Source organism: Sphingomonas sp. Leaf208, assembly GCF_001421415.1.
Classification (GTDB): domain Bacteria; phylum Pseudomonadota; class Alphaproteobacteria; order Sphingomonadales; family Sphingomonadaceae; genus Sphingomonas.
In genome coordinates this window covers 452,344-477,324 of sequence record NZ_LMKH01000012.1, presented here as the reverse complement: position 1 = coordinate 477,324, position 24,981 = coordinate 452,344, and the positions used below count along the sequence as shown (strand labels likewise).

Here is a 24,981-nt window from a genome sequence, read left to right as displayed (position 1 = left end):
TCCTATCGAGAGAGTTTCTGCATGCTTTCAGGTCCCGACGGCACGAACCGATCCGAACGCGCGACCCGATCCTCCGGCATGGGCGGGACCGCGAAGGCGCTGTCGAAGGCCGAAGCCTATTCGGGCAGCGACTGGCTTGCCAGGCTCGGCAAGGGCAGTGCGGACGACGACGCGCCGATGCTGAGAAGCGTCGGCGATCGCCTGATGCCGCTGCGGATCGCGATCATCGCGCTGATTCCCTGATGATGCTCCAGTCCGATCATGACCAATGTCGAGGGCGGCAATGGCGGCGACGGGAGCGCCGTACGACAGATCGGCTATCTCGCGATCCTGGCCGGAACGATCTTCGCGATCCGTCCCTCGGCGAGTCCGAAGTCGCTGGTCGCGTTCACCTGGCCGATGTTGCTCGCGCTCGCATAGTGCTGGATCAGCGTATCCTGGGCTCTCGACCCGGTTAACGCATTCCACCGTATATTCCTGACGACGCTGGTCGCGTGGATGGTGTTCAGTCTTGTCCGGCACGGCGGGGATCAACTGGACGTCGATCTGCTTCGCTATTCGCTGCTCGCCGCGATCCTGATCTCGTATCTCGTGGTCGTGATGGATCCGATGGTAGGCATTCATCTTGAGGGCGAAGAACAGGCGATGGCACTGATCGGCAACTGGCGCGGCTTCCTCGGCCACAAGAACTTCGCTGGCGCGGTGTGTGCGTTGTGCATCATCATGTTCCTGTTCGATGCGAAGCGGATCCGACCGATGATCCGCATTTTCGGGATCCTGGTGGCGGGATATTTCCTGTTCCGGTTGCAGTCGAAGACGTCGGGCGGCATGGTGGTGCTCGCCTCGGTCGGCGGCATCGTCTTCGAGACGGTCAGGATCCGCCTGCGTCGCTACATCATCCCGATCCTGATGATCGTTAGATCGGTTTTCTGGTTCCTGACCCGCGCCTATGCCGACATGGTCCAGTCCAACTTCCTCCAGCCAAAGGCATTTACTGGCTGTGGCCAGATCTGGGGGGCGCTGCTGAACTATGCCGGCGACCATCCCTTGCTCGGCGCAGGCTTCGGGTCGTTCTGGACATCGAGAGCAGCCGCCCGGTGTTCGAATGCGGCCATGGCTATGTCACCAAGATCACCGTCGGCCATTCGGGGTATATCGACCAGCTCGTGACGGTCGGTATTCCAGGCGTACTGCTGATGGTCTTCGCGATGGCGGTGTGGCCGTTGGGAAGGCTGCTCGCGAGCGCCGACGTCGCGAAGGGGCGGGGCGCGCTGATCTCGGCGATGCTGATGTTCTGCATCGGCCACAACATCATCGAGAGCGGCCTGTTCGAGCGCGACGGCATCGTCCGCACGATCTTCTTCTTCGTGATCGCGCTCGCGCATTATTGCACGATGGACGACAAGCGGACGGCGCCGGTCAAGCAGGCGGGCGACGACGTGATGCGCGAACTCCGCCGTCGCAAGCGCAAGCATCGCCCGGTGCTTACCGCCGGCGAATGACCGGGTGACGTGCCAGGATCGCCACCAGCCAGTGTGACAGGAACCGCGGCAGGCTTTCGCCGAGTTCGAGATGCGGATCACCGCTCATCGACGATGCTCCGTTCGTCCTGTTCCGCATGCGCGACCAGCGTCCCGATCAGGATCTCGTAATAGGCGGCGGCATTCGCCTCGATCTCGTCGTCGGCATCCGCCTGCGTCGCGCCGGCCTGTCCAGCCGCCGCCCGAGCCGCGCGGATCTGCCATTCGGCATGTCGCGCCAGGTCGCCACGTCGCGCGCGGCGATCGCCTGTTGCGCAAGGCCGATCAGGATGACGAACGCGCCCAGCACCGCGACCGCGACCGCCAGGTAATAGCCATGTGCCCAGATCGCGCGCAGCCAGAAGCCATAGATGACTGTGACGATCACCACGATCAGCGCCACCAGGCAGATCGCATCGATGAGCCGACCGATCCGCTTGGGCCACCGCGATTGGTTGAGGCCATGGTGAAGAGGGTCGGGCACGCCGCAATCCTGTCAGAGAAGATCCGGATCGGCAACCGACCGGAGGTGCTTCGCAAGCGACGCATTCGATACCCGCGCGACGCCGGGACGGATCGTTCAGATTTGTACAGTCGCGGATGATAAGGCGCAGGCTGCGGCGTCCCGCTCGCGATCGGTCAGCGCCAATGCCGTCGTCGCGCCGGTCTTTGCGGACAGGAACGCCGCCTCGAGGACGGCCATGACCGCCAGCGCTTCGATCGGCGCGACCGGGTTTTTCGCTGCGCCCCGAACCGCCGCCGCGATGCCCCGATAATAATGGCGCTGGTCGCCGGGTAGCGCGCGCTGTTCGCGTTGCCCGTCGGCGGCGTGGATCACGAGCGGGTCGGGATCCTCACCCCAGTTCGCGTCGCCCGGCCGCATTCCGCTTAGAAGCTGCGCCTCCTGGCGGTCGGCGCAGTGCTTCGTCATGCTGCCGGCGGTGCCGTGCACGGTGAACCGGTCGACGCCGCCTGCCACCAGCATACTCGCCTGGAGGATCACGCGGCGCTCGCCATAGGACAGGACGACGTGTGCCCAATCGTCGGTCATCGCACCCGGCCGCTGTGTCGCGATCGACGCCTGGACCGTGTCCGGCAGGCCGAACAGGAGCAATGCCTGATCGACGAGATGCGGACCGAGATCGTACCAGACGCCGCTGCCCGGCCCCGATCGCTCGCGCCAGCGGTCGCGGACGTCCGGCCGGAACCGGTCGAAATGCGATTCGAAATGCGTGACGTTGCCGACGATACCGGCGTCGATCGCGGCACGCACGGTGAGGAAATCACTGTCCCAGCGCCGGTTGTGGAAGACGGACAGCAGTACCCCCCGATCGTCCGCCAGCGCGACAAGCCCGCGTGCCTCGCCGAGGTCGAGCGTGAACGGCTTGTCGATCACGACATGCTTCCCCGCCGCGATCGCTGCCCTCGCGAGCGGTGCGTGCGTCTCGTTCGGCGTCGCGATCACGACGAGGTCTATGTTCTCAGCCGCGATCAGTGCGTGCGGATCGGCGTAGACTGCCATCCCCGGAAAGTCCGCCTGCACTTTCCCGGCATCGCTGGACGACACCGCGCAAAGCGCGAGCCCCGCGACTGACGCTATCAACGGGGCATGGAAGGTCTTGCCGGAGAACCCGTAGCCGATCAGCCCGACGCGCACGGGGCCGGCTTGCTCCTCTGTCATGCTCACCCCTCAGTCCATGCCCGCGCGGATCGCCGCCGCCGCCAGAAACGGTGCGCCCGCGACGAGCACGAGGCTGACCGCAGCGAGCAGTTTCACCGCGCCCGCACCGGCGGCCGGATCAAGCGACCCCGCGCCGAAGATCAGCAACGGGACCGCGAGCGGCAGCATGACGAGGCCCGTCACTGCCCCGCCGCCGCGAACGCCCGCAACTAGCGCACTGGTCGCGACCGCGAGCGCGGCGAGGCCGGGCGTGCCGATCAGCAGGCCGATTTCGACGCGCAGCAGCGTGTCGGCCGTCAGGTTGAGCAACCCCGCGGCGATCACCGCAGCGAGCATCAGCGGCGGGCCAAAGCTCAACCAGTGCGCGATCGTCTTCGCTAAGGCGACCAGCGCGAGCGACATCCCGCGGACGACGAACTGGTCGAATATGCCGGCTTCCAGATCGGGACCGACGAGGCGCTCGACCGGCAACAAGGCCGCAAGCAAGGCTGCGGTCCAGATCACCCCGCCGCCGATCCGCGCGAGCAACGCCGCGTCGGGCCCGATCGCGAATGGGAACAACGTCGCGACCAGCAGGAAGAACGCGACCACCAATGTCGCGCCGCCACTCGACACGCTGCGGCGTAGATCGCGGCGGATCAGCGCGATCACAACGCGATCTCCTGCGCGTGGGGAATCGCCAGCGACAGGTGCGTCGCGACCAGCGCGATCCCGCCGATGGCGCGGTGTTCGGCGATCAGCGTTTCCAGTCGAGCGATCGAAACCGTGTCGAGCCCGTTGGCGGGTTCGTCGAGCAGCCACACAGGCGCTCCGCTGGCGGCAACGCGCGCGATCGCCGCGCGGCGGCGTTGCCCGGTCGACAGCAGGCGGACCGGAATGCCCGCGAGCGCATCCAGATCGAGTGCGGATATAGCTTCGGCGATCCGGGTATCGGGGGCGAGCGCGGTGTCCAACGCAGCCCAGAAACGGAGCGCCGCGATCAGCGTGCGGTCCGAGTCGAGCGCGCTCGCCTCGGTTAGCAGCGCCTTGGCCGCGTCACAGGTCACGGCGCCTTCGAATGGCGCGAGCAGGCCGGCGGCGATGCGGATCAGGCTCGATTTTCCGACGCCATTGGGGCCGGTGACGATCGCCGCATCGCCCCGCCCGAGGTCGAACGAGACGCCCGAGAATAGCAATCTTCCGCCTCGTACGCACGCCACGTCGCGAAACGCGAGACTCACGTCGCGCTATCCTCCAGCGCGTGCATGTCGTCGTCGCTCAGGCCGAAATGATGGCCGATCTCGTGGATCGTCACATGCGCGACGAGATCGTCGAGGCGCACCCCGGTCTCGATCCATTCCTCCAGGATCGCGCGGCGGTACAGCACGATGCGATCGGGCATCGGCGCGACGTCCATCGACGATTTCTCGCCAAGCGGACGGCCGTGATACAGTCCCGACAGGTCGAGCGGGTGTTCGAGGCCCAGCGCCGCCAGCGTCTCGTCGTCGGCAAACTCCTCGACCGCGAAGACGATGTCGCCGAGATGTCCGGCGAACTGCACCGGTAGCTTGGCGATCGTCGCCCGCGCGATCGCCTCTATCGTGTCGGCGTCGGGGGCTTCCCCGGATATTGTCGCTTGCCCGCTCATGCCGCCAGCCATACGCGTCGGCGAACTGTTGCGGCAAGGGAGAGCCCGATGATCGAAGCGCTGAACGATACCGAGCGGGCCGAGGCGCTCGATGGGCTCGACGAGTGGGATTACGACGATGCGCGCGACGCGATCACGCGGACGATCGTGTTCGCCGATTTCGTCGAGGCGTTCGGCTTCATGACTCAGGTCGCGCTGATCGCCGAGCGCGCGAACCACCATCCGGAATGGAAGAACGTCTGGAACCGCGTCGAAATTTTGCTGACGACGCACGATGCGGGTGGCCTGTCCCCGCGCGATATCGAGATGGCCGAAGCGATCGACGCGATCGTCGGCGACGCCTGAGCTTCTGTCTTGCCCCTCCCTGAAAGGGAGGGGTTGGGGGTGGGTGGGCCGGCTTGAGCCACTAAAGGTTCGGGTATGCGGAAGCCGACCCACCCCCTGACCCCTCCCTTCCAGGGAGGGGGAATTTTTAGCCCTTCCGCATATCCCGCCGCATCCGCTTGCGCAGCGCACCCGGCATCCACCGCGCCGCGAACGCCATGCGGTGCGCGGTCTTCCCCACGAAAGTATGCACCTTGTCGCCGTGTACCGCGGCCCAGGCCGCCTCCGCGACCTTGTCCACGCCGGTCAGTTCTAGCCCGGCACCCGTCACCGTCTCGCGGATCGAATGGTTCGTGTTCCCCGCCGCCGAATCGAGCAGCGGCGTGTCGATGAAGCTCGGCACGATCGAGCGCACCTTGATGCCGTCCGCCGCCCATTCGCCGTCGAGCGCCTCAGTGATCGCGCGCACCCCGAACTTGGTCGCGGAATAGGGCGCGAGCCCCGCCGAGCCGTAGATCGCCGACGCCGACGCGGTGTTGAGCAGGCACGATCCCGGCGTCCGCTTCAGATACGCATGGCCGATCCGCGCGCCGTTCAGCGCGCCGACCAGGTTGATCGCGATCACCCGGTCGATCTCGGCGAAATCGGTCTCCGCGAGTGGTCCGCCCGATCCGATCCCGGCATTGTTGAACAGCACGTCGAGCCGTCCGCCGGTGGTCGCGACGAACGCATCGAGCGACGCCACCCACGCATCGCGGTCGCGCACGTCCATCTGATAGGTGCTGACCATCCCCGCGGGCAGCAGTGCGGCGGTCTCGGCAAGTCCTGCGACGTTGACGTCGGCGAGCCCGACCCGCCAGCCTTTCCGCGCGAACAGTATCGCGGTGGCGCGGCCGATCCCCGATCCGCCGCCGGTGATGAAAATGCCCTGCTGGCTCATACCCTCTCCATTTGATTTTCCGGTATGTTTCCCGCATCCTGCGCGCAGATGCCAGACAATTCCCCAGCGCTCGCTTTCGAACGCGTCACCAAAAGATACCCAGGCGCTGGGGGCACGACGATCGCCGTCGACGGCGTTTCGCTGGAGATCGCGCGCGGCAGTTTCGTCGCGCTCGTCGGCACGTCCGGTTCGGGCAAGTCGACGCTGCTGAAAACGCTCAACCGCCTGGTCGAGCCGAGCGAAGGCCGCGTGACGATCGACGGTGCCGACGTCGCCGCCGAGCCCGCGCCCGAACTGCGCCGCCGGATCGGCTACGTCTTCCAGAATATCGGCCTGTTCCCGCACATGACGATCGCCGAGAACATCGCGATCGGCCTGCGCATCGCAGGCCGCACGGACGAGGCGAAGGTCGGCGAACTGCTCGACCTCGTCGACCTGCCCCGCGACATCGCCGGCCGCATGCCCGACGCGCTCTCGGGCGGCCAGCGCCAGCGCGTCGGCATCGCCCGCGCGCTCGCACCCGGCGCGAAACTGCTGCTGCTCGACGAGGCGTTCGGCGCGCTCGACCCGGTCACGCGCGATGCGCTCGGCACGCGGATCCGCGAACTGCACGACCGACTCGGGCTGACCACCATCTTGGTCACGCACGATATGGCGGAGGCGCTGCTGCTCGCCGACCGCGTGCTGGTGATGAAGGCGGGGCGGATCGTCGCCGACGCCACGCCCGCGGACCTCGTCGCCGGCAAGGGTGGCGACGACGCGCAGGCACTGGTGCAGGTGCCGCGCGCGCAGGCCGAACGCTTGCAGGCGCTAGTCGCATGAGGGGGGTTGCATGAGCGCGTTCCTCGATGCGCTCGGCCGCGTGCCGCCGCTGCTCGCCAACCACGTCCTGCTTTCCGCGGCGGCGCTGCTGCTCGGCATCGCGATCAGCCTGCCGCTCGGCATCTGGTCCGCGCGCAACGCGACCGTGGCGCGCGTGTCGCTCGGCTTTGCGAGCCTGGTGCAGACGATCCCTAGCCTTGCGCTGCTCGCTTTATTCTACCCGCTGCTGCTCAGCCTCTCCGCGCTGGTCGGCGGCGGCATCCCCGCGCTCGGCTTCCTCCCGTCGCTGATCGCGCTGACGCTGTACGCGCTGCTACCGATCCTGCGGAATGCGGTCGCGGGGCTGCACGGCATCGATCCCGCCGTGATCCAGGCGGCAAACGCGGTCGGCATGACGCCCGCGCAGAAACTACGGCTGGTCGAGGCTCCGCTGGTCGCGCCCGTGCTGATCGCCGGCATCCGCACCGCGGCAGTCTGGACGATCGGCGCCGCGACGCTGTCGACGACGGTCGGCCAGCCGAGCCTCGGCGACATGATCTTTGCCGGACTCCAGACGCAGAACTGGGCGCTGGTGCTCGCCGGCTGCGTGTCGGCGGCCGCGCTTGCGCTGGCGGTCGACGCGCTGATCGGAGCGATCGAATACGGCATCCGCGCGCGCCGCCGCTGGCTCTGGATCGCAAGCGCGGTGGTGCTGGTGTTGGGCACCGCGGCGGCGACCGCCCCGCTCTGGCCCAAGGGCGGCGCGGACCGCACCGTCGTGGTCGGCGCAAAGAACTTCGCCGAGCAATACATCCTCGCGCGGCTGATCGGCGACCGGCTCGAACATGCGGGCTACACCGTCGAATATCGCGACGGCCTCGGATCGGCGGTCGTCTTCGGGGCGCTCTCCGGCGGCGATATCGACGTCTATGTCGATTATGCCGGGACGATCTGGGCGAACGAGATGAAGCGCAACGACGTCCCCGAACGCCCGGCGATGGTCGCCGCGATCACCGAATGGGCGAGGCGCGAGCATCGTGTCGGCTTGGTCGGTTCGCTCGGCTTCGAGAACGCCTACGCCTTCGCGATGAAGGGCGACGCGGCCAAGTCCAAGCGCATCGTCAGCCTCGACGATCTGGTGAAGGCCGCCCCCGGTATGACGCTCGGCAGCGATCTCGAATTCCTCGAACGCCCCGAATGGGCCGCGGTGAAGCGCGCCTATCCGCTCCGCTTCGCCAAGACGACGCCGTACAGCCCGACCTTCATGTACCGCGCGCTGGAGAGCGGCAATGTCGACGTCATCTCCGCCTTCTCGTCCGATGGCCGGATCGCCGCGGATGGGCTCACCGTGCTCACCGACCCGCGGCGTGCGATCCCGGGCTACGACGCAATCCTGATGGTCGCGCCGAAGCGGGCAGGGGACGCCAAGTTCCTCGCCGCGCTGAAGCCGATGGTCGGCCGCATCCCGGTCGAGGCGATGCGCGCCGCGAACTACCGGGTCGACCGCGATACTGACAAGGAAACGCCCGAGGCCGCGGCGAAATGGCTCGCCGCGAAGACCGGGCTTCAGGAATAGGCGCGGTAGAAGAACACGATCGTCGTCGCGATCGTCACCAGCAGCGTCCACACGCGGATCACCTGGGGCGACAGCAACAACCCGAGTTTCGCGCCGAAATGCCCGCCGACGATCCCGCCGATCAGCATCGGTACGCATAGCGCCCACACCACCATCCCGGTCGCGATGAAGATGATCGTCGCGGCGAGGTTCGCGACCGCCAGCATCAGCGTCCGCGGCGGCGCGAGCGTGGCGGGTGTCGCGCCCGATAACAGCCCCCACGCGGCGGTCAGCATCAATCCGACGCCGCCGCCGAAATACCCGCCATAAATTCCCAGCAACGCCTGCACCGCGACCAACGACTTCGGTCCAATCTCGACTCGCGACCGCAGCCACAGCGACGCGCGCGTGCCGAACGCGATCGCCAGCGTTGCGAACAGCAGTAGCCACGGCACGATCAGGTCGAAAGCGCGTGCCGACGTAGCGACCAGCAACAGGCTGCCGACCAGCCCGCCGACGAAGGTGACTCCCGCCATCGTCTTCATGCCGACGCCCGAGATCGGCTGTAGCCCATGCCGGTACGCCCACGCGCTCGCCATCGCGCCCGGCTGGAGCGAGACGTTGCTGGTCGCGTTGGCGAAGGTCGACGGCACGCCGAGCCCGATCAGCGTCGGCATCGTCGCGAAGCTGCCGCCGCCCGCGAGCGCGTTCATCGCGCCGCCGAGAACCCCAGCCCCTGCCGCCAGCGCGACCGCAGTCCACTCAAGCAAAAGCGTCGGACTCGGCGGCGGCCTCGCGATCGATCTGCGCGCGGCTCTTCTTCTCCGACGCGGTCTTCAGCTGACCGCACGCCGCATCGATGTCGCGCCCGCGCGGCGTCCGCACCGGCGCCGAGATCCCCGCACCGAACACGATGCTCGAGAACGACTTGATCCGCTCGGGCGTCGAGCACTCGTATTGCGCACCCGGCCACGGATTGAACGGAATGAGGTTCACCTTCGCCGGCAGCTCGTACTTCCGCAGCAGCCGCACCAGCTCGCGCGCGTCGTCGTCGGAGTCGTTCTTGTCCTTGAGCATCACATATTCGAACGTGATACGCCGCGCGTTGTTGGTGCCCGGATAGTCCGCGCACGCCTGCAACAGCTCCTCGATGCCGTACTTCCGATTGAGCGGCACGATCTCGTCGCGCACTTCCTTGGTCACCGCGTGTAGCGATACCGCCAGGTTCACGCCGATCTCGGCCCCCGCGCGCGCCATCATCGGCACCACGCCCGACGTCGACAAGGTGATCCGGCGGCGGCTGAGCGCGAGCCCCGCGCCGTCCATCACCAGCTTCAGCGCATCGCGGACATTCTCGAAATTATAGAGCGGCTCGCCCATCCCCATCATCACGATGTTGGTGAGCATCCGCCCCTCGGGCTGGCTCGGCCATTCGCCCAGCGAATCGCGTGCGAGCATCACCTGGCCGACGATCTCGGCCGGGGTCAGGTTGCGCACCAGCCGCATCGTGCCGGTGTGGCAGAAGGTGCAATTCAGCGTGCAGCCGACCTGGCTCGACACGCACAACGTGCCGCGATCCGCGTCGGGGATGAACACCATCTCGTAATCCTGCGCGTCGTCCGACCGCAGCAGCCATTTCCGCGTCCCGTCGGTCGATACCTGCGCCTCGACCACGTTCGGCCGGCTGATCACGAAGCGCTGCTCCAGCCAAGGGTGCATCGTCTTCGAGATATCGGTCATCGCCGAGAACTCGGTCGCGCCGCGATTATAGATCCAGTGCCACAGCTGCTTGGCGCGCAGCTTGGCCTGCTTCTCCTCGAGCTGCGACGTCTCCAGCGCCATCCGCAGATCGGCGAGCGACAGCCCGAGCAGGTCGATCCGCCCATCGCTGCGCGGCACGAAGCTGCGGGGAACGGGCACGGGATCGATGTGCCCCGGAATGGGCATGAGGTTCGCGGCGGTCTGCATGCGCGAGCCCGTAGCGGAATTTTCGTGATTTTTCTACTGGCTGCGAGAGAGGGCGTGGAGTCAGCGCAGTCCGGCGGAAGATAACTCAAAACAACCACCACCCCGGCGAAGGCCGGGGCCCAATTGGAAAGGTCGTTGTAACGGAGAACTGAGTGTCGTCACACCCGTCCCCCAATTGGGCCCCGGCCTTCGCCGGGGTGGTACCGGTGGGCGGGGCTCGCGCGATATTTCACCCCCCACTACACGCCAGCACGGCCGCATCGATAGCCGTCGCCGCCCCCGACAACGCATACACATCGACGAACGGCCGCCCACCAACACCAACCGCCTCCACGCTCATGCTTCGCCCCGACCGCATCGCCGCCACGATCGCCCGATCGCTAGGCGCATCACCAGCCCACGCATCCAACCCGTTCGCCACCAACGCGAATCGCCGCTCTCCGACCGTCAGCGTCACCCCCGCCGACCGATCCCGCTCGCGACTGAGCCGCACATGCAAGGACGCGCGCAAACCGCGCTTAGGCCACGTCGCAACGCTGGCAAACCCCGAAGCACGCCCCCCCGCCATCACCGGCCGCGCAATCGCGTAACACCGCGCTGGCGTAGCGTCCCGGAACGCACCCCACCCTTGGTAGACGCCAATCGTGTCACGCGCCGCCGCGGGAGCCGCGCCCGCAAGCAACCCCACCGCCAACGCCCTGGAAGGGAGGGGCAGGGGGTGGGTAGGTCGGCTCGAGCTTCATCGGTTCGAACACGCGGAAGCCGACCCACCCCCAACCCCTCCCTTCCAGGGAGGGGCGCAGAAGTCCGCAACCCCCATCGGAGTCCTTCCCCCCGGCTCCAACTCACGCCGGAGCGAATCCCGTACCCAAATGCGGCACCGTAGCGCATCCGTTCTCGACCAGCGTAACCGACCCTTGCGGCAACCCCTTCGCAACCGGCGCGCCGAGCACAGGATCGACCGCCGCACCGGTCATCACGCCGAGCATCACCCGACTCGAGATCCCGTGCATGATCACCAGCCGATCGCCCGGATCCTCCGCCGTATCCGCCAGCCACCCACCGACTCGTGCCGCGATCTCCGCATAGGTCTCGCCATCGGGCGAAGGCTTCAACGTCCCACCCGGCAGCATCACCGGCCCGACCTCGTCGATAACGTCCGCATAATAGCGGCCGCCCCACGACCCCATGTCGATCTCCACCAGCCGCGGATCGGTCCGCGCGTCATGCCAGTCCACTTCCAGGTGCTCGCAGATCACTGCGAGCGTCTGCAAGGCCCGCCCGGTCGGCGACGCCCACAACGCCAGCGCAGGTTTCACCCCCAGCAACTCCCGCAACGCCCGTCCAAGCTCGTCCGCCTGCGCGAAGCCCGCCCGCGTCAACGGCGTATGCGCCGCATCCCCCTGCAACCGGTGCGCCGCGTTGAACACGGTTTCGCCGTGCCGCGCGACGAAATCGCGACCCTTCCGAGAGGGCGGACTATCGCTTGATCGGGCGTCTGTTTCACCCTGCCGTTGGCTTGGAATCATAGCCTGCGTTTCAACCCCCTGTGGCGCAAAAGCAACGGATTTCCGCGTTTATCTGGGGTTCATGCAACGCGGCGCGGACTGGTCCATTGGAGCGGTCCGCCCCGCGTACTGGGGCGCCAGATCAGTAAAGGAGTAACCCCAATGCGTACGCTTATCGCCGTTTCGCTGCTCGCCACCACCGCAGTGGCCGCACCCGCCCTCGCGCAAACCAACCCGACCTTCACCGGCCCCCGCGTCGAGGCCACGCTCGGCTACGATCACACCGGCGCCGGCAGCAGCGTGTCCAACGACAACGGGCGCGACGACCAGAAGATCGACGGCCTGCTGTACGGCGGCGGCATCGGCTACGACATCGCGACGTCGGACAACATCGTGCTCGGCGCCGAAGCCGAACTGACCGGCTCTACCGCGAAGAGCGACCGCAACGACTACACCAGCGACTTCGGCTATGGCCGCGTTAAGCAGGGCCGCGACATCTATGTCGGCGCCCGCGCGGGCTATGTCGTCGCACCGACGACGATGCTGTACGTCAAGGGTGGCTACACCAACTCGAAGCTCAAGGTGCTCGCGGGCGATACCAGCCAGACCACCGATACGAACTTCAAGCTCGGCGGCTGGCGCGTCGGTGCTGGCGCCGAGCACGCGATGGGACCGAACAGCTATGCCAAGATCGAATATCGCTATTCGAACTATGAGCGCGGCAACATCGACTATGCGACCGGCGGCACCAGCAGCCGCTTCGACGTCGATACCGACCGCCATCAGGTCGTGGCGAGCTACGGCTTCCGCTTCTGATCGCTTTAACGCGACGTTTACCGTGATCAAAGAAGGGTCGGGGCGCTTGCTCCGACCCTTTGTTGTTGGGTAAGCCATCTGCGGATTGCCCCCAGCCCCGAGTCCGGCTGCGGTGGCGGGGGGAATTACGATGAAGGCGACGATCGAACGCGCAACGCTCCTCAAGGGGCTGAGCCATGTCCAGTCCGTGGTGGAGCGGCGCAACACCATCCCCATCCTGTCGAACGTGCTGATCGAGGCGACTGCCGAGGGCACGCTCAAGCTGATGGCGACCGATCTTGATCTCCAGATCAACGAATCGATCGCAGCCGCCGTCGACCAGCCCGGCGCGACCACCGTGTCCGCGCACACGCTGTTCGATATCGCCCGCAAGCTCCCCGAGGGCTCACAGGTCCAGCTCGCCGCGTCGGAAGGCCGGATGAGCATCGTCGCAGGCCGCGCGCGCTTCTCGCTCGGCACGCTGCCGCGCGATGATTTCCCGGTGATCGCGGAAGGCGAACTGCCGACCCAGTTCGAGCTGCCCGCCGAGACGCTCAAGCAGATCATCGATAAGACGCGCTTCGCGATCTCGACCGAAGAGACGCGCTATTACCTCAACGGCATCTTCCTGCACGTCGCGGACGGCGACAGCTCGAACCCGGTGCTGAAGGCCGCCGCGACCGACGGCCACCGTCTCGCCCGCGTCACGCTGCCGCGTCCCGAAGGTGCCGAATCAATGCCCGACGTGATCGTGCCGCGCAAATGCATCGGCGAACTGCGGAAACTGCTCGACGAGGTCGATGGTTCGGTCGGCGTCTCGCTGTCGCCGACCAAGATTCGCTTCGACCTCGGCCAGGCGATCCTGACCTCGAAGCTGATCGACGGCACCTTCCCCGATTACAGCCGCGTGATCCCGACCGGCAACGACAAGATCCTCAAGATCGACCCGAAGAGCTTCATGGAAGGCGTCGACCGCGTCTCCACGATCGCGACCGAGAAGACGCGCGCGGTGAAGATGGCGCTCGACCGCGACAAGATCACGCTGTCGGTGACCTCGCCCGAAAACGGCACCGCCGCGGAGGAAGTCCCCGGCGATTACGTCGCGCTCCCGTTCGAGATCGGCTTCAACAGCCGCTATCTGATGGACATCCTCGCACAGATCGACGGCGACATGGTCGAGGTGCACCTGGCGGATGCCGCCGCCCCGACGCTAATCCGCGAGAACGACAAGTCGCCCGCGCTGTACGTGCTGATGCCGATGCGGGTGTGATTCGGTCTGCCTGTCGCGCCATGGTATAGCGGCGCGACAGGCAGGAGCCGGATCATGGACTCGATCAACATCGCGGATTTGAAAGACGAGCTAGGCACGCTCATCGACCGGCTCGAAGCTGGCGAGGCCGTGCAGATCACGCGCAACGGCCAACCCTTTGCCCGCGTAACGCCCGAGGCACCGCCGCTCCCGCGCCGCAAGCCCATCGACGTTGACGCCTTGGAGGCGTTGGCGAAGTCGCTGCCTTACGATCCGACATCTGCACGTGACCTTGTCCGGCAGATGCGTGACGACTCGCGGTATTGACCCTCTATTGCGACACGGCGGTGATGGTGTCGGCCTTCACCGCCGAGGCGCAAAGCGAGGGTGTACGCGCGTGGCTATCGCGACGGACTGATACTCTGGCGGCGAGCCATTGGGTCGTCACCGAGTTCTCCGGTGCGCTTGCGATGAAACGGCGGTTGGGCGTCATCGACACCGTTGGTTGGAGCGGTGTGATGAAGGCGTGGCAACGGTTTTGCGCCGGGGAACTTCACGTGGAGTCAGTCACCGAAACCGATTTTGCGTTGGCGGCAACGTTGCTCGATCGCGGTGATCTGAAGCTGCGCTCCGGAGACGCCCTTCATCTCGCGATCGTCGTCGCGCGCGGTTGGTCCTTAGCGACGCTCGATCACGACCTTGCGCAAGCGGCCACGCAAATGCGCGTCGACGTAGATACCGTCCTCGATTGACTCCTCGCCCGGTGCTCAATACTAACAGCAATGTCAGTAAGGAGTCGACTCGATGGCGAAGCTTCCTCCGTTTCCCGGTACGACCGGTCGTCGCGATTGGCGTACGGCGTTCGATGCGATCAAGAAATTGCTCGCGAATGGCGACGACACGACACAGGTGTTCCGGATCATGCGCGCGCTCAACGTCGGCAATGCGCCGATGAACTACGCGCGACTGATCGCTTCCGAGCAGGGCGGGCGGATCGCCTATGACCGCGTCGAACTGGCGCAGCGTTTCTCCGACCCCGCGTTCGTCGCGAGCTTCGCGCCCGGCACGGTCGGGGCGGCGTATCGCACTTTCCTTGAGACGACGGGCTATTCCGCGGACGGACTGGTCGAGGTCTCGCGGCTCGTGCCGTCCGAGGACGATCTGGCGCATCCCTATGCGTGGTTCGGCCGGCGGGTGCGCGACACGCACGACATCTGGCACGTGCTGACCGGCTACAAGGCGGACGAAAGCATGGGCGAGGCGGCGCTCGTCGCGTTCAGCTATGCGCAGGTCGGCGGGCTCGGCTGGGCGCTGATTGGCTCGGCGGCGGCGCTGAAGAGCATGCGCGTCACTGGCAGCAAGCTGTTCGCCAAGGCGGTCTGGGAAGGCTATCGCAACGGCCGCAAAGCAAAGTGGGTGTCGGGCGAGGATTATCTCGAACTGCTCCACGAACCGCTGGAGGCCGCGCGCGAACGGCTCGGGATCGTCACGCCCGTCGCGTATCTGCGAGCGCAGCGCGAACTCGGACCGGCGCTCGCATCGTATCTCAGCACGCAGAAGGCCGCGACCGCGGCGGCGGCAGCCGCACCCGCGATCGCGCCGGAGCGGATCGCCGCCTGACGCGCTGCTCGATAGTGGACCGGGCGTATTGCTGGCGCAGATTGGTCAGATCGGTCCCTTACTCCGTTCGTGCTGAGCGAAGTCGAAGCACCGGTGCTTGAACCGCGCCTTCGACTTCGCCCGCGGCGAACGGAAAAGGGCGATGCAATTGGCTCTGAAAGTCCTCTAAGGCCAAGGCAATGCTGTCGCGCCTCGTCCTTACCGATTTTCGCAATCACGCCGACCTGACGCTGATGCCGGGACCAGGCTTCGTCGTGCTGACCGGCGAGAATGGAGCGGGCAAGACGAATATCCTGGAGGCGGTGTCGCTGCTCGCCCCCGGCCGCGGGCTGCGACGCGCGGCACTCGGCGAGATGGCAAGACAAGGCGGGGCAGGCGGATTCGGCGGCTTGCGGGAGGGGTTAGGGGAGGGCGCGACGTACGTACTGGCGTCCGGCGTCGAGGAAAACGCGCCCCTCCCCCGACCCCTCCCGCAAGCGGGAGGGGAGTTAGAAGCGGAACAGGACGCACCCGCAGCTGGCGAAGTCGACGTCGCAACCGGTACGCTCGCCTCCGCCCCCGAACGCCGCATCGTCCGCATCCAGGGCGCCACCACCACCGCCAACGCACTCGCCGAGTGGCTCACGATCCTGTGGCTCACCCCCGCAATGGACCGCCTCTTCGTCGCCCCCGCAGGCGAACGCCGCGGCTTCCTCGACCGCCTCACACTCGCGCTCGCCCCGAGCCATGCGCACCACGCCGCCCGCTACGACGCCGCGATGCGCGCGCGAAACCGCCTGCTTGCCAACGAAGGCCGCCCCGACGGCGACTGGCTCTCCGCGCTCGAAGCGCAGATGGCCGAGCACGGCGCCGCCGTCGATGCCGCCCGGCGCGAGACGGTCACCCTGCTCGGCACGAGGCTCGCGCATCAGGACGACGGCCCGTTCCCCCGCGCCGGCCTGACACTCGAAGGCTGGGGCGGCGACACCTCCCGCCTGCAAGCCGACCTCGCCCAAGGCCGCGCGCGCGACGCCGCCGCCGGGCGCACGCTCAGCGGGCCCCACCGCGTCGACCTGATCGTCACCCATCTCGACAAGGCGCGAGCCGCCTCGCTCGCCTCGACCGGCGAGCAGAAGGCGCTCCTGCTCGGCATCGTCCTCGCGCATGCTGATCTCGTCGCCGAGCGAACCGGCCAGCCCCCCGTCCTGCTCCTCGACGAGGTCGCCGCACACCTCGACCCATCCCGCCGCGCGGCGCTGTTCGCGCGGCTCGCAGGTCGTGGCCAGGTGTGGATGACCGGCACCGAAGACGCGCTGTTCGACGCGATCGGCACGCAGGCAACGCGCATCGCGGTCGGGCGTTAGGCTGAACGCGCGCTGTCGAGTAGGCTCACCGCGCGTTCAAGCGGGCGCGGGCAAAGCTCCGTCCATCGAAGACACGGAGAGATCATGATGACCCGGAATTTCACGCGCGCAGCCCTTGGCGTCCTGATGGTTGCAGCAACCACCGCCCCCGTTTTCGCGCAAGTCCGTGACGGCGGACGCCCGGAGGGGCGCTACGACATGAGCCGCGCGCCATGGTTGCGCCCCGGCTATCGCCTTCAAGGCGCAGGCGTACCGGTGCTATTCCCCGAACTGCGCAATACGCGGCGCGGCATTGCGTTCGTGATGCCGAACTTCGATGCGAACGGCGATGGCCGGATCAGCCCCCGGGAGGCCGACGACGCCAATCGTGAATTCGCGCGCATTGCAGGCCCCCGCCGCGACCGGTTCGACTGGGATGCCTATGGCCGTGACCCGCGCGGCTATCGCGGCGATCGCGGCGGCACCACCGTGGTCGAAACCACCACGACGTGGGACCGCGGCGCGATGCGCAACTACGGCTTCCGCCAGACCCCGCGCGGCGCCACGCTGACGCTGCAGGAGGATGTGCTGTTCCGCACCGATAGCGCCGTGCTGCGCCCCGACGCGATCGAGAAGCTGCGGCCGCTTGCCCGCTATTTGCGCGGGAACCCCGGTGTCCGCGTGGCGATCGACGGCTTCACGGACTCACGCGGCACCGATGCGCATAACCAGGACTTGTCCGAGCGGCGCGCGGCAAGCGTTCGCCAGGCGTTCGACGACATGGACGTCGTCCGCGCCCGCTTCAGCGTCGTCGGCCACGGCGAGAACCAGCCCGTCGCGACCAACGCAACGCCGGCTGGCATGCGCCTCAACCGCCGCGTCGAAGTGACCCTACTAGGCCAGCGCGCCGACCGCTTCTGAAGCCGGTCTCCCTCGCCCCTCTGGGGAGAGGGAAGGGGCCCGCCGCGCTTGCCGTGGGAAGGGAGAGGGGAGTGGGGCTCGGGCGCGCACCCCAACTCCCCCTCACCCTCCCGTCGCCTCCGGCTCCTCCATCCCTCTCCCCAAGGGGAGAGGGACATGTCTGACGCGTCCTTGATGAGCACCACCCCGGCGAAGGCCGGGGCCCAGCTGGGGGACGGTGCTAACGAAGCGCGGCACGTCGTTATCTGAACCTTTCCAACTGGGCCCCGGCCTCCGCCGGGGTGGCGGCTATGCCGCAGGTGGCTCGCCCGAACCGCTGTCCTACACAGCCCACCCCTGTCACCATCCCCGCATGGCGATCCCAACCTCCTCGAAACCAGCCCGCCCGACCCTCGAAGTGCACACGCGCCGCAAAACGCTCCCAGCGTTTGCACTTCGTGCACTTCCGGCGCGGCACGCCTCGCCCCTACAGGCCATTTCGCTTCCGTTTCGGCCCTCGAATGCCTATATACTCGGCATGGCATCCAACCCCGAAACCAACAATCCTAACCTCCCGAACATGGGCGACTATGGCGCGGACTCGATCAAGGTCCTGAAGGGCCTCGACGCGGTCCGCAAACGCCCCGGCATGTACATCGGCGACACCGACGACGGGTCCGGCCTCCACCACATGGTGTTCGAGGTCAGCGACAACGCGATCGACGAGGCGCTCGCCGGGCATTGCGACCGCATCGACATCGTCCTCAATGCCGACGGATCGGTCTCCGTCACCGACAACGGCCGCGGCATCCCGACCGGCATCCACACCGAGGAAGGCGTGTCCGCAGCCGAGGTCATCATGACCCAGCTCCACGCCGGCGGTAAGTTCGAGAACACCAACGACGAGAACGCGTACAAGGTCTCGGGTGGCCTGCACGGCGTCGGCGTCTCGGTCGTCAACGCGCTCAGCGAATGGCTCGACCTGACAATCTGGCGCAACGGCGAGGAGCATTACATGCGCTTCGCGTTCGGCGATGCGGTCGCGCCATTGAAGGTCGTCGGACCCGCTACGGAGGGTCAAAAAGGTACTCGCGTGACGTTCTTCCCGTCGCCCGCCACCTTCAAGATCACCGATTTCGACTTCGACAAGCTCGAACATCGTTACCGTGAGCTCGCGTTCCTCAACTCGGGCGTCCGCCTGTTCCTCAGCGACGCGCGGCACGAGGAAATGAAGACCGTCGAGCTCTATTACGAGGGCGGCATCGCCGCGTTCGTGAAGTATCACGATCGCGCCAAGGTCCCGTTAATGCCCGAGCCGGTCGCGATCAGCGGTACGCGTGATGACGTCACGATGGACGTCGCGCTGCAGTGGAACGACTCCTATTACGAGAACGTCCTCGCCTTCACGAACAACATTCCGCAGCGCGACGGCGGCACGCACATGGCCGCATTCCGCGCCGCGCTGACCCGCACGCTCAACAACTACGCCGAGAAGAGCGGCATGTTGAAGAAGGAAAAGGTCCAGCTCACCGGCGAGGACATGCGTGAAGGCCTGACCGCGATCGTCTCGGTCAAGCTGCCCGATCCCAAGTTCAGCAGCCAGACCAAGGACAAGCTCGTCTCGTCCGAAGTCCGCCAGCCCTTGGAAAGCCTGATGGCCGACAAGATGGCCGAATGGCTCGAAGAGAATCCCGCGCACGGCAAGGCGATCGTCGCCAAAATCATCGACGCCGCCGCCGCCCGCGAAGCTGCCAAGCGTGCCCGCGAACTCACGCGGCGCAAGGGCGTGATGGACATCGCCTCGCTGCCCGGCAAGCTAGCCGACTGCCAGGAGCGCGATCCCGCCAAGTCCGAACTGTTCCTGGTCGAGGGTGACTCGGCAGGCGGCTCGGCAAAGCAGGGCCGGGACCGTCATTTCCAGGCGATCCTGCCGTTGCGCGGCAAGATCCTCAACACCGAGCGCGCGCGCGAGGACCGAATGCTGTCGAGCCGCGAGATCGGTACGCTCATCACCGCGATGGGCACCGGCATCCGCGACGACTTCAACGCGGACAAGCTGCGCTACCACAAGATCGTCATCATGACCGACGCAGACGTCGACGGCGCGCACATCCGCACGCTGTTGTTGACGCTGTTCTATCGCCACATGCCCAAGATCATCGAGGGCGGCTATCTCTACATCGCCCAGCCGCCGCTCTACAAAGCGACCAAGGGCCGGTCCGAGGTCTACCTCAAGGACGATGCGGCGCTCGACGAATATCTGGTCGATGCAGGCGTCAATACAATGGTGCTCGACGGTCCAGGCGGCGGTCGTTCGGGTCGCGACCTGAAGGATCTGGTCGATCACGCGCGCCGGATGCGGACGCTGATGCGCTACGTCCCCAAGCGCTACGATGCCGGGATGATCGAAGCTCTCGCGCTCGGTGGCGTGTTCGATCCCGAGGCGTCGGTGGAGGACCGGACGTCGCGTCTGGAGATCGTCACGCGGCGTCTCGAACTCGACGATGGCGATGCCCGCTGGACTGCGGTGCTGACCGAAGACGGCGGCATTCATTTCCAGCGCGCATGGCGCGGCGTGACCGACCACCACATCATCGAGGCCAGCTTCCTGGTGTCGGCCGAAGCGCGCAAACTGCACGCGCTGTCGGGCGAGCATGCCGAAAGCTATGCCCACACCTCGAACCTCGTTCCCGCCAGCAAGGCAGCGGCGACCGAAGAGCCCGAGGCTGAAGAGGGTGCGGAACCTGGCGCCGGTGTGATCGGCTCGGTCACCGCCGTCGCCGCACGCGGTTCGACGCAGGTCTCGCGTCCGAGCCACCTGCTCGATGCGATCCTGACCGCTGGGCGCAAGGGGCTCGCGATCCAGCGCTACAAGGGGCTTGGTGAGATGAACGCCGAACAGCTCTGGGAAACCACGCTCGACCCCTCGGTCCGCTCGATGCTCCGCGTCACCGCGGTCAACGCCGAGAGCGCGAACGAGATCTTCACGCAGCTGATGGGCGAAGTCGTCGAACCCCGCCGCGAGTTCATCCAGGACAACGCGCTCAACGTCGCCAACCTCGACGTCTGAGCCGCACTTCATTACAACGTATCCTGCAGTTTTCGCAGGATGCGTTGCAATAAAGGTCCATCGTTTTTCAGTTCGAATCGTGTGCTCGCAGTCCTAGTCCACCGCCGGATGTCGCTGACGAGGTCCGAGCACTCGACGCGCGTGTCGTGAGCTAGTTCGATACGAGCCGGTCAGACCGCCATGTCATTCGCTTCGACATGGGCGGCGATATCGCCGGCGGTCGTCCACCAGATACGTGGGTCGTCCGCTTCCCGAAGCTCCGTCAGGACGCGGGCGAGTGCTGGAACGCGGTGTGCCTGCCCCATGATGAAGGGGTGAAGCGCGATACCAAGGACGAGCGGCCGTCGGTCGCATTCGGACAACAGCTGTTCCACGCCTGCGCGTATCATGGCCGCGAACGTTTCTGCCTCCTGGTGGCGCTCGATGATCGCGGGGAGGTCGTTGATCTCCTGGGAGTAAGGAACGGAGAGAAGCCCGCCATATTTGGTCGACAGTCGGGTGGGCTGATCATCGTGCGCCCAATCGAGCACGTAGCGATAGCCGTTCTTGGCCAGCAAATCCGGCGTGTTTTGGCTTTCCGAAATCCAAGGCCCCAACCAGCCGGACGGTCGTATGCCGAGTGTCGCCAGTCTCTCGGTAACGTCTGCGATCAAGCTATCCTCGCGCAGGCCGACCATGTTCCCCTGCGCCTTCGCATTGCTGCTGCCGTGAGCCGCAATCTCGTCACCACGATCACGGCATGCTTCTGCCAGGCCGGGGCAACGCTCGAGCACGTCAGCATTCAGGAGTGCAGTGGTCCGCAGCTGCAATCGATCAAAGAGATCAAAAAGCCGCCATGCCCCAACGCGATTGCCATAGTCGCGCCATGCATAGTTCATCACGTCAGGTTCGGTCTGGGACGGCGCTAACTTTGGCCCCAAACCGCCACCGAAGTCGAAGACCTCATAATTTACGCCGAGATAGATTGCGAGGCGACGTCCGTCCGGCCAGTGGTAGTCCGGTCGCTCGGTGATGGGGCGGTAGTCATAGCGGTCATGGTTCGAGTTGCTCATGGCGATGCAACGCACAAACTAGCGAATGGCATCGCTGCTATCTCACGCTGGCGTTGATTTCCGGCAAATGCTCTGTCACTGGCACGCTATGTCGATTGGTCGGTGACGACGCCGATATTGTTGGCGGGGTTGGTGCTGCTGGTATTTCATGAGCACGGGAAGGCGGGTGAAGTTGGCGGGTATCTGACATCGGTCATCGTCCTCGATGTCCTGATGATCGTCACCGGCCTGATATTGTCGCTTGCCGCCCAGCCGATGGCGAAGTGGATCTGGTACGGATGGTCCTGCGTCGAGTTTCTGGGCGTCCTGTATCTGCTCTGGAGTCCATTGCAGTCACAGGCTCTCAGCCGCGGTGCGGCGTTGGGCACGGTTTATGGCAAGAACCTTATTTTCTCGGTCGGGCCGGAAGGTCTGAAGTTGATCACCGATCCGGCATCGGTCTGGGCGTTCCATCGGCACGGCGCGTCATGATCGACGTCTCCTGATCGGCACGACAGGACTTCTTATCCTGCCCCCGCTCGTGGGGTTTTCAGTCGGGTTCCTGATGCTGCACGCGGTGCCACAGACAAAAGAGCGTCGTGATCGCCTGCAGTGCGTCACTACCACGCGTACCTCCGTGCCACCGCGCCAGTCCTCGTCGCGGCCGTGATGATGGTGGGGATCGTGGGCGGACTGCTGCTGCGGTGGGACCCCTCAGGCGTTCGCTCGGTATTTGCCGGTATCGCGGCACTGGCAATGCCGCATCTGCTTGTGACGCCGTATTTCGAACAGGTTGCCCGGCAATCGGGGATTATGCCCCAGCCTCAAGCACGCCAGAGCTTTCTATAGGCCGTGTCGAATGCCGTCAGGTCATCAGGATCCGCCATCGTCGTCGCCACCCGCTTTGCGTGGCGGTGCGCCCAGCTTTCGATCGTGGCATGTGAGTCGGGCAGGTTCGCGTGCAGCGCCGCTAGCGTCGCTGTCAGCCGCAGCGATACCTCGACCTCTTGAACACCTTCGCGCAGGATCGGCCCGAACGCGTCGGTCATCATATCGTCCATCGTCGGTTTGCCGATGTGAACCGGATGGGTTTTGACCGTGTCCTCGACATTCGCTGCGCCCGGCCGGAGAGTCAGGAATACACGAAGCAAGGCGTTGAGGACCTCGATACCCGTACCCGGATCGTTGGTCGCCGGGGCCAGCGCACGGCTCGCGATCTCCGACAACGCGATCAACCCCAACCGCGGGTCCTGATCGAACGAGCGATGTCGCTCGATCGTGAAGGTCTTCACCAGCGCGGTACGAACAGCGTCGTTCGCCTCCCCCTTGACCTGCAGGAGCGTACGCGCAGGGTGCATCATCGTGCCGGGCAGGACGTCGACATACACTGTCAGATCGTGGCGGTCGGCGATGGTGCCGAGCGCGGCGACGTCGATATGCGTGATGTAGCCGGTCTGCGACGCACTCAGCGCCACGGCGTCGGCGGGGATGGCGACAGGAGCCCGCCCACCGAGATAAGGATGCGCGGCGAAATCCAGCATGGCCTCGGTCGCAGCCTCCTCGACGCGGTCGATCACGTCGGCCATCCGTCCGAAGGCCGTGATATGCCCGATCCAGCGCAACAACGTGCCGACCACCAGCAGGATGATCACCACCGTCGCCGCGAACAGGATGATCCGGCCGTCATGGCCGTAGGCGCTGGTGTTCAGCCCGACGATACCCACCATCGAGAAGACGAAGGCGCCAAGGAACGTCGATAGCGCGTTCTGCGAAGTCGGATCGCTCACCATCAGCTGGGTTGCGCGCGGTGTCGCGAGTTGCGTCGCCGAGGAATAGGCGCTGACCATCGCGGTCAGGGAAAAGGTCGTGACCGCCAGCATGCTGGAGGCCATGATCTGGAGGATCGTACCGACCGATCGCTGCCCGATATCCGCGTCGAACGTGTAGGGCAGATACGGCGTGACGAGCCCGGCGACGATCGCCAGCGCGACGCTGAGCAGGCTGATGATCGCCGCGCGGAACCAGATTTGCCGGATGATCCGCTTCAGGATCCACGACCATTGCCTCATGCTGCGTCCCTCAAACGGTCGTTATCCACGATCATTATGACGACAACGGCTTGGCAATCCAGCGGCTACGATCGAACTGGCCGCAGATCATCACGATTGCCGTGGCCAGCGGCACCGCGATCAGTGCTCCGGCGATACCCCAGACCCAGCTCGAGCCTCATCATCCACGACCATAGTGACGATGCGACGCGGGTGAGGATGCCGGTCGCGAGCATGGGGCGGAGATTGCGGCGGAGCTGGCCGGAAATCTCCTCGCCGACCTTGAGCATGTCGCGTCTCGCGCTCTCGGTCCTCGTGCCGCAGGCGACAAAGGAGCATGGGGCGGAGCATAGAGCGCGGACCTAGCGACTGACTTCGAAGAGGAACCATGCACGGCGTTCCGCCTCGTCGGTCCAAGTATCGATCAGGCCGGACGTCGCATTGTCTCTGGCGACGTCCGCGACGTCCTTGGCACGGCGAAGCGACTCGACCAGAAGAAGATTGTCGGCACGGAGTTCGCTCAGCATGTCCTGCGGCGTCACGAACTCGGCATCATTGTCCATTATGGTCTGATGCCGCGCGATATCGCCGATCGACCGGATGGTCGTGTTGCCGGTCTTTCGGGCGCGCTCGGCAATCGCGTCGGTGACAGCGAGAATCTGTGAGGCCTGCTCATCGAGAAGCAGGTGATAGTCTCTGAAATAAGGTCCGGAGACGTGCCAGTGGAAGTTCTTCGTCTTCAGGTAAATTGCATAGCTGTCAGCCAATATGATCTTCAGGGCGTCGGCGACAGTCATGGTCGCACATTCGTCGAGATCGGACTGTGTCGGACTGGCGGCAACATCGGCGTTCGTCATCGGTCGGTTTCCTCAATCGTGACTCGCGCGGTAGCCGGCATCGGTTTCCCACGAGTGGCGCTGAAGGAGGATGAGTTGATCGCCGGACGATGTCCAATGACCACAGGCTATAGTTCTGATGACTACGAGCAAAGCGGATTCAGCGGCCGACAAACCAAGTCTGGG

The 24,981-nt window shown here is 65.8% G+C and carries 30 protein-coding genes; 16 read left to right on the top strand and 14 right to left on the bottom strand.

Annotated elements, in window-relative coordinates:
• The first annotated feature begins 21 nt into the window (after positions 1-21).
• The 4 genes from ASE69_RS08320 to ASE69_RS08310 all read left to right on the top strand — a co-directional run bounded on the left by ASE69_RS08320 (position 22) and on the right by ASE69_RS08310 (position 1,502).
• The gene (locus tag ASE69_RS08320; RefSeq protein ID WP_056485067.1) at positions 22-243 is read left to right on the top strand and encodes a hypothetical protein; all 222 of its coding nucleotides are present in this window, start codon (positions 22-24) and stop codon (positions 241-243) included.
• 18 nt (positions 244-261) lie between these two features.
• On the top strand, positions 262-420 hold the full coding sequence (locus ASE69_RS21975; RefSeq protein WP_156362231.1) for a hypothetical protein: 159 nt from the start codon (positions 262-264) through the stop codon (positions 418-420).
• A 78-nt stretch (positions 421-498) separates the two neighbouring features.
• Positions 499-1,170, top strand: a complete 672-nt coding sequence (locus tag ASE69_RS08315; RefSeq protein WP_056485066.1) for an O-antigen ligase family protein — start codon at positions 499-501, stop codon at positions 1,168-1,170.
• Entirely contained in the window at positions 1,098-1,502 is a 405-nt protein-coding gene (locus ASE69_RS08310) for an O-antigen ligase family protein (protein ID WP_156362230.1), read from the top strand. Before ASE69_RS08315 ends, ASE69_RS08310 begins: the two co-directional genes overlap by 73 nt.
• Positions 1,503-1,638: 136 nt before the next feature.
• On the opposite strand, the gene ASE69_RS08305 is transcribed toward ASE69_RS08310, so the two are convergent.
• The 5 genes from ASE69_RS08305 to ASE69_RS08285 all read right to left on the bottom strand — a co-directional run bounded on the left by ASE69_RS08305 (position 1,639) and on the right by ASE69_RS08285 (position 4,828).
• The gene (locus ASE69_RS08305; RefSeq protein WP_056485064.1) at positions 1,639-2,004 is read right to left on the bottom strand and encodes a hypothetical protein; all 366 of its coding nucleotides are present in this window, start codon (positions 2,002-2,004) and stop codon (positions 1,639-1,641) included.
• Between the two features lie 96 nt (positions 2,005-2,100).
• Positions 2,101-3,201 carry an oxidoreductase gene (locus ASE69_RS08300; RefSeq protein WP_056485063.1) on the bottom strand — a complete coding sequence of 367 codons (1,101 nt, stop codon included), beginning with the start codon at positions 3,199-3,201 and terminating at the stop codon, positions 2,101-2,103.
• Positions 3,202-3,210: 9 nt separating this feature from the next.
• On the bottom strand, positions 3,211-3,852 hold the full coding sequence (locus tag ASE69_RS08295) for a heme exporter protein CcmB (RefSeq protein ID WP_056485061.1): 642 nt from the start codon (positions 3,850-3,852) through the stop codon (positions 3,211-3,213).
• Positions 3,849-4,421 (bottom strand): heme ABC exporter ATP-binding protein CcmA, encoded by a 573-nt coding sequence (gene ccmA, locus ASE69_RS08290; RefSeq protein ID WP_056485059.1) that lies wholly within the window; start codon positions 4,419-4,421, stop codon positions 3,849-3,851. Before ccmA ends, ASE69_RS08295 begins: the two co-directional genes overlap by 4 nt.
• Positions 4,418-4,828: a metallopeptidase family protein gene (locus ASE69_RS08285; RefSeq protein WP_056485315.1), complete on the bottom strand. Its 411-nt coding sequence runs from the start codon at positions 4,826-4,828 to the stop codon at positions 4,418-4,420. The genes ccmA and ASE69_RS08285 overlap by 4 nt, the downstream gene beginning before the upstream one ends.
• 48 nt (positions 4,829-4,876) lie before the next feature.
• On the opposite strand from ASE69_RS08285, the gene ASE69_RS08280 reads away from it, so the two are divergent.
• On the top strand, positions 4,877-5,173 hold the full coding sequence (locus tag ASE69_RS08280; protein WP_055881974.1) for a 4a-hydroxytetrahydrobiopterin dehydratase: 297 nt from the start codon (positions 4,877-4,879) through the stop codon (positions 5,171-5,173).
• A 127-nt stretch (positions 5,174-5,300) separates the two neighbouring features.
• Here ASE69_RS08280 and ASE69_RS08275 read toward each other — a convergent pair whose 3' ends face one another.
• On the bottom strand, positions 5,301-6,092 hold the full coding sequence (locus tag ASE69_RS08275) for an SDR family oxidoreductase (protein ID WP_056485057.1): 792 nt from the start codon (positions 6,090-6,092) through the stop codon (positions 5,301-5,303).
• A gap of 48 nt (positions 6,093-6,140) precedes the next feature.
• Here ASE69_RS08275 and ASE69_RS08270 point away from each other — a divergent pair, with 48 nt between their 5' ends.
• Both ASE69_RS08270 and ASE69_RS08265 read left to right on the top strand, forming a co-directional pair.
• Positions 6,141-6,914: an ATP-binding cassette domain-containing protein gene (locus ASE69_RS08270; protein WP_056485312.1), complete on the top strand. Its 774-nt coding sequence runs from the start codon at positions 6,141-6,143 to the stop codon at positions 6,912-6,914.
• Between the two features lie 10 nt (positions 6,915-6,924).
• Entirely contained in the window at positions 6,925-8,469 is a 1,545-nt protein-coding gene (locus ASE69_RS08265; RefSeq protein WP_056485055.1) for an ABC transporter permease/substrate-binding protein, read from the top strand.
• On the opposite strand, the gene ASE69_RS08260 is transcribed toward ASE69_RS08265, so the two are convergent.
• The 4 genes from ASE69_RS08260 to ASE69_RS08245 all read right to left on the bottom strand — a co-directional run bounded on the left by ASE69_RS08260 (position 8,460) and on the right by ASE69_RS08245 (position 11,945).
• Entirely contained in the window at positions 8,460-9,218 is a 759-nt protein-coding gene (locus ASE69_RS08260) for a sulfite exporter TauE/SafE family protein (RefSeq protein ID WP_056485053.1), read from the bottom strand. The genes ASE69_RS08265 and ASE69_RS08260 overlap by 10 nt on opposite strands.
• On the bottom strand, positions 9,211-10,416 hold the full coding sequence (gene rlmN, locus ASE69_RS08255; RefSeq protein ID WP_056061442.1) for a 23S rRNA (adenine(2503)-C(2))-methyltransferase RlmN: 1,206 nt from the start codon (positions 10,414-10,416) through the stop codon (positions 9,211-9,213). The genes ASE69_RS08260 and rlmN overlap by 8 nt, the downstream gene beginning before the upstream one ends.
• A gap of 229 nt (positions 10,417-10,645) precedes the next feature.
• Entirely contained in the window at positions 10,646-11,104 is a 459-nt protein-coding gene (locus ASE69_RS08250; RefSeq protein WP_414882956.1) for an invasion associated locus B family protein, read from the bottom strand.
• Between the two features lie 157 nt (positions 11,105-11,261).
• Positions 11,262-11,945 (bottom strand): histidine phosphatase family protein, encoded by a 684-nt coding sequence (locus ASE69_RS08245; RefSeq protein ID WP_056485049.1) that lies wholly within the window; start codon positions 11,943-11,945, stop codon positions 11,262-11,264.
• 141 nt (positions 11,946-12,086) lie between these two features.
• On the opposite strand from ASE69_RS08245, the gene ASE69_RS08240 reads away from it, so the two are divergent.
• From ASE69_RS08240 to gyrB, 8 genes are all read left to right on the top strand, one after another.
• Positions 12,087-12,740 carry an outer membrane protein gene (locus ASE69_RS08240; RefSeq protein WP_056485047.1) on the top strand — a complete coding sequence of 218 codons (654 nt, stop codon included), beginning with the start codon at positions 12,087-12,089 and terminating at the stop codon, positions 12,738-12,740.
• 130 nt (positions 12,741-12,870) lie between these two features.
• The gene (dnaN, locus tag ASE69_RS08235) at positions 12,871-13,989 is read left to right on the top strand and encodes a DNA polymerase III subunit beta (protein WP_056017955.1); all 1,119 of its coding nucleotides are present in this window, start codon (positions 12,871-12,873) and stop codon (positions 13,987-13,989) included.
• 54 nt (positions 13,990-14,043) lie between these two features.
• The gene (locus tag ASE69_RS08230; protein ID WP_056485045.1) at positions 14,044-14,295 is read left to right on the top strand and encodes a type II toxin-antitoxin system Phd/YefM family antitoxin; all 252 of its coding nucleotides are present in this window, start codon (positions 14,044-14,046) and stop codon (positions 14,293-14,295) included.
• Entirely contained in the window at positions 14,292-14,720 is a 429-nt protein-coding gene (locus ASE69_RS08225) for a type II toxin-antitoxin system VapC family toxin (RefSeq protein WP_268795486.1), read from the top strand. Before ASE69_RS08230 ends, ASE69_RS08225 begins: the two co-directional genes overlap by 4 nt.
• 52 nt (positions 14,721-14,772) lie before the next feature.
• On the top strand, positions 14,773-15,588 hold the full coding sequence (locus tag ASE69_RS08220; RefSeq protein WP_056485041.1) for a Coq4 family protein: 816 nt from the start codon (positions 14,773-14,775) through the stop codon (positions 15,586-15,588).
• Positions 15,589-15,767: 179 nt separating this feature from the next.
• Positions 15,768-16,931 (top strand): DNA replication/repair protein RecF, encoded by a 1,164-nt coding sequence (locus tag ASE69_RS08215; protein WP_056485039.1) that lies wholly within the window; start codon positions 15,768-15,770, stop codon positions 16,929-16,931.
• Between the two features lie 84 nt (positions 16,932-17,015).
• Positions 17,016-17,831 carry an OmpA family protein gene (locus tag ASE69_RS08210; protein WP_056485037.1) on the top strand — a complete coding sequence of 272 codons (816 nt, stop codon included), beginning with the start codon at positions 17,016-17,018 and terminating at the stop codon, positions 17,829-17,831.
• Between the two features lie 517 nt (positions 17,832-18,348).
• A complete protein-coding gene (gyrB, locus tag ASE69_RS08205) occupies positions 18,349-20,880 on the top strand; it encodes a DNA topoisomerase (ATP-hydrolyzing) subunit B (protein WP_056485035.1) in 2,532 nt (843 codons plus the stop codon).
• A 170-nt stretch (positions 20,881-21,050) separates the two neighbouring features.
• Here gyrB and ASE69_RS08200 read toward each other — a convergent pair whose 3' ends face one another.
• Positions 21,051-21,932 carry a polysaccharide deacetylase family protein gene (locus ASE69_RS08200; protein WP_056485033.1) on the bottom strand — a complete coding sequence of 294 codons (882 nt, stop codon included), beginning with the start codon at positions 21,930-21,932 and terminating at the stop codon, positions 21,051-21,053.
• A gap of 72 nt (positions 21,933-22,004) precedes the next feature.
• Between ASE69_RS08200 and ASE69_RS08195 the strand changes: the two genes are divergently transcribed.
• Positions 22,005-22,403, top strand: a complete 399-nt coding sequence (locus tag ASE69_RS08195; protein ID WP_082452972.1) for a bacteriorhodopsin — start codon at positions 22,005-22,007, stop codon at positions 22,401-22,403.
• 332 nt (positions 22,404-22,735) lie between these two features.
• Here ASE69_RS08195 and ASE69_RS08190 read toward each other — a convergent pair whose 3' ends face one another.
• From ASE69_RS08190 to ASE69_RS08180, 3 genes are all read right to left on the bottom strand, one after another.
• On the bottom strand, positions 22,736-23,980 hold the full coding sequence (locus ASE69_RS08190) for a DUF2254 domain-containing protein (RefSeq protein ID WP_056485028.1): 1,245 nt from the start codon (positions 23,978-23,980) through the stop codon (positions 22,736-22,738).
• A gap of 65 nt (positions 23,981-24,045) precedes the next feature.
• Positions 24,046-24,249, bottom strand: coding sequence for a hypothetical protein (locus ASE69_RS08185; RefSeq protein ID WP_056485026.1), 204 nt, complete (start codon positions 24,247-24,249; stop codon positions 24,046-24,048).
• A gap of 72 nt (positions 24,250-24,321) precedes the next feature.
• Complete coding sequence (locus ASE69_RS08180; RefSeq protein ID WP_056485024.1) at positions 24,322-24,816, bottom strand: Dps family protein; 495 nt, start codon at positions 24,814-24,816, stop codon at positions 24,322-24,324.
• Between the last annotated feature and the right edge of the window lie 165 nt (positions 24,817-24,981).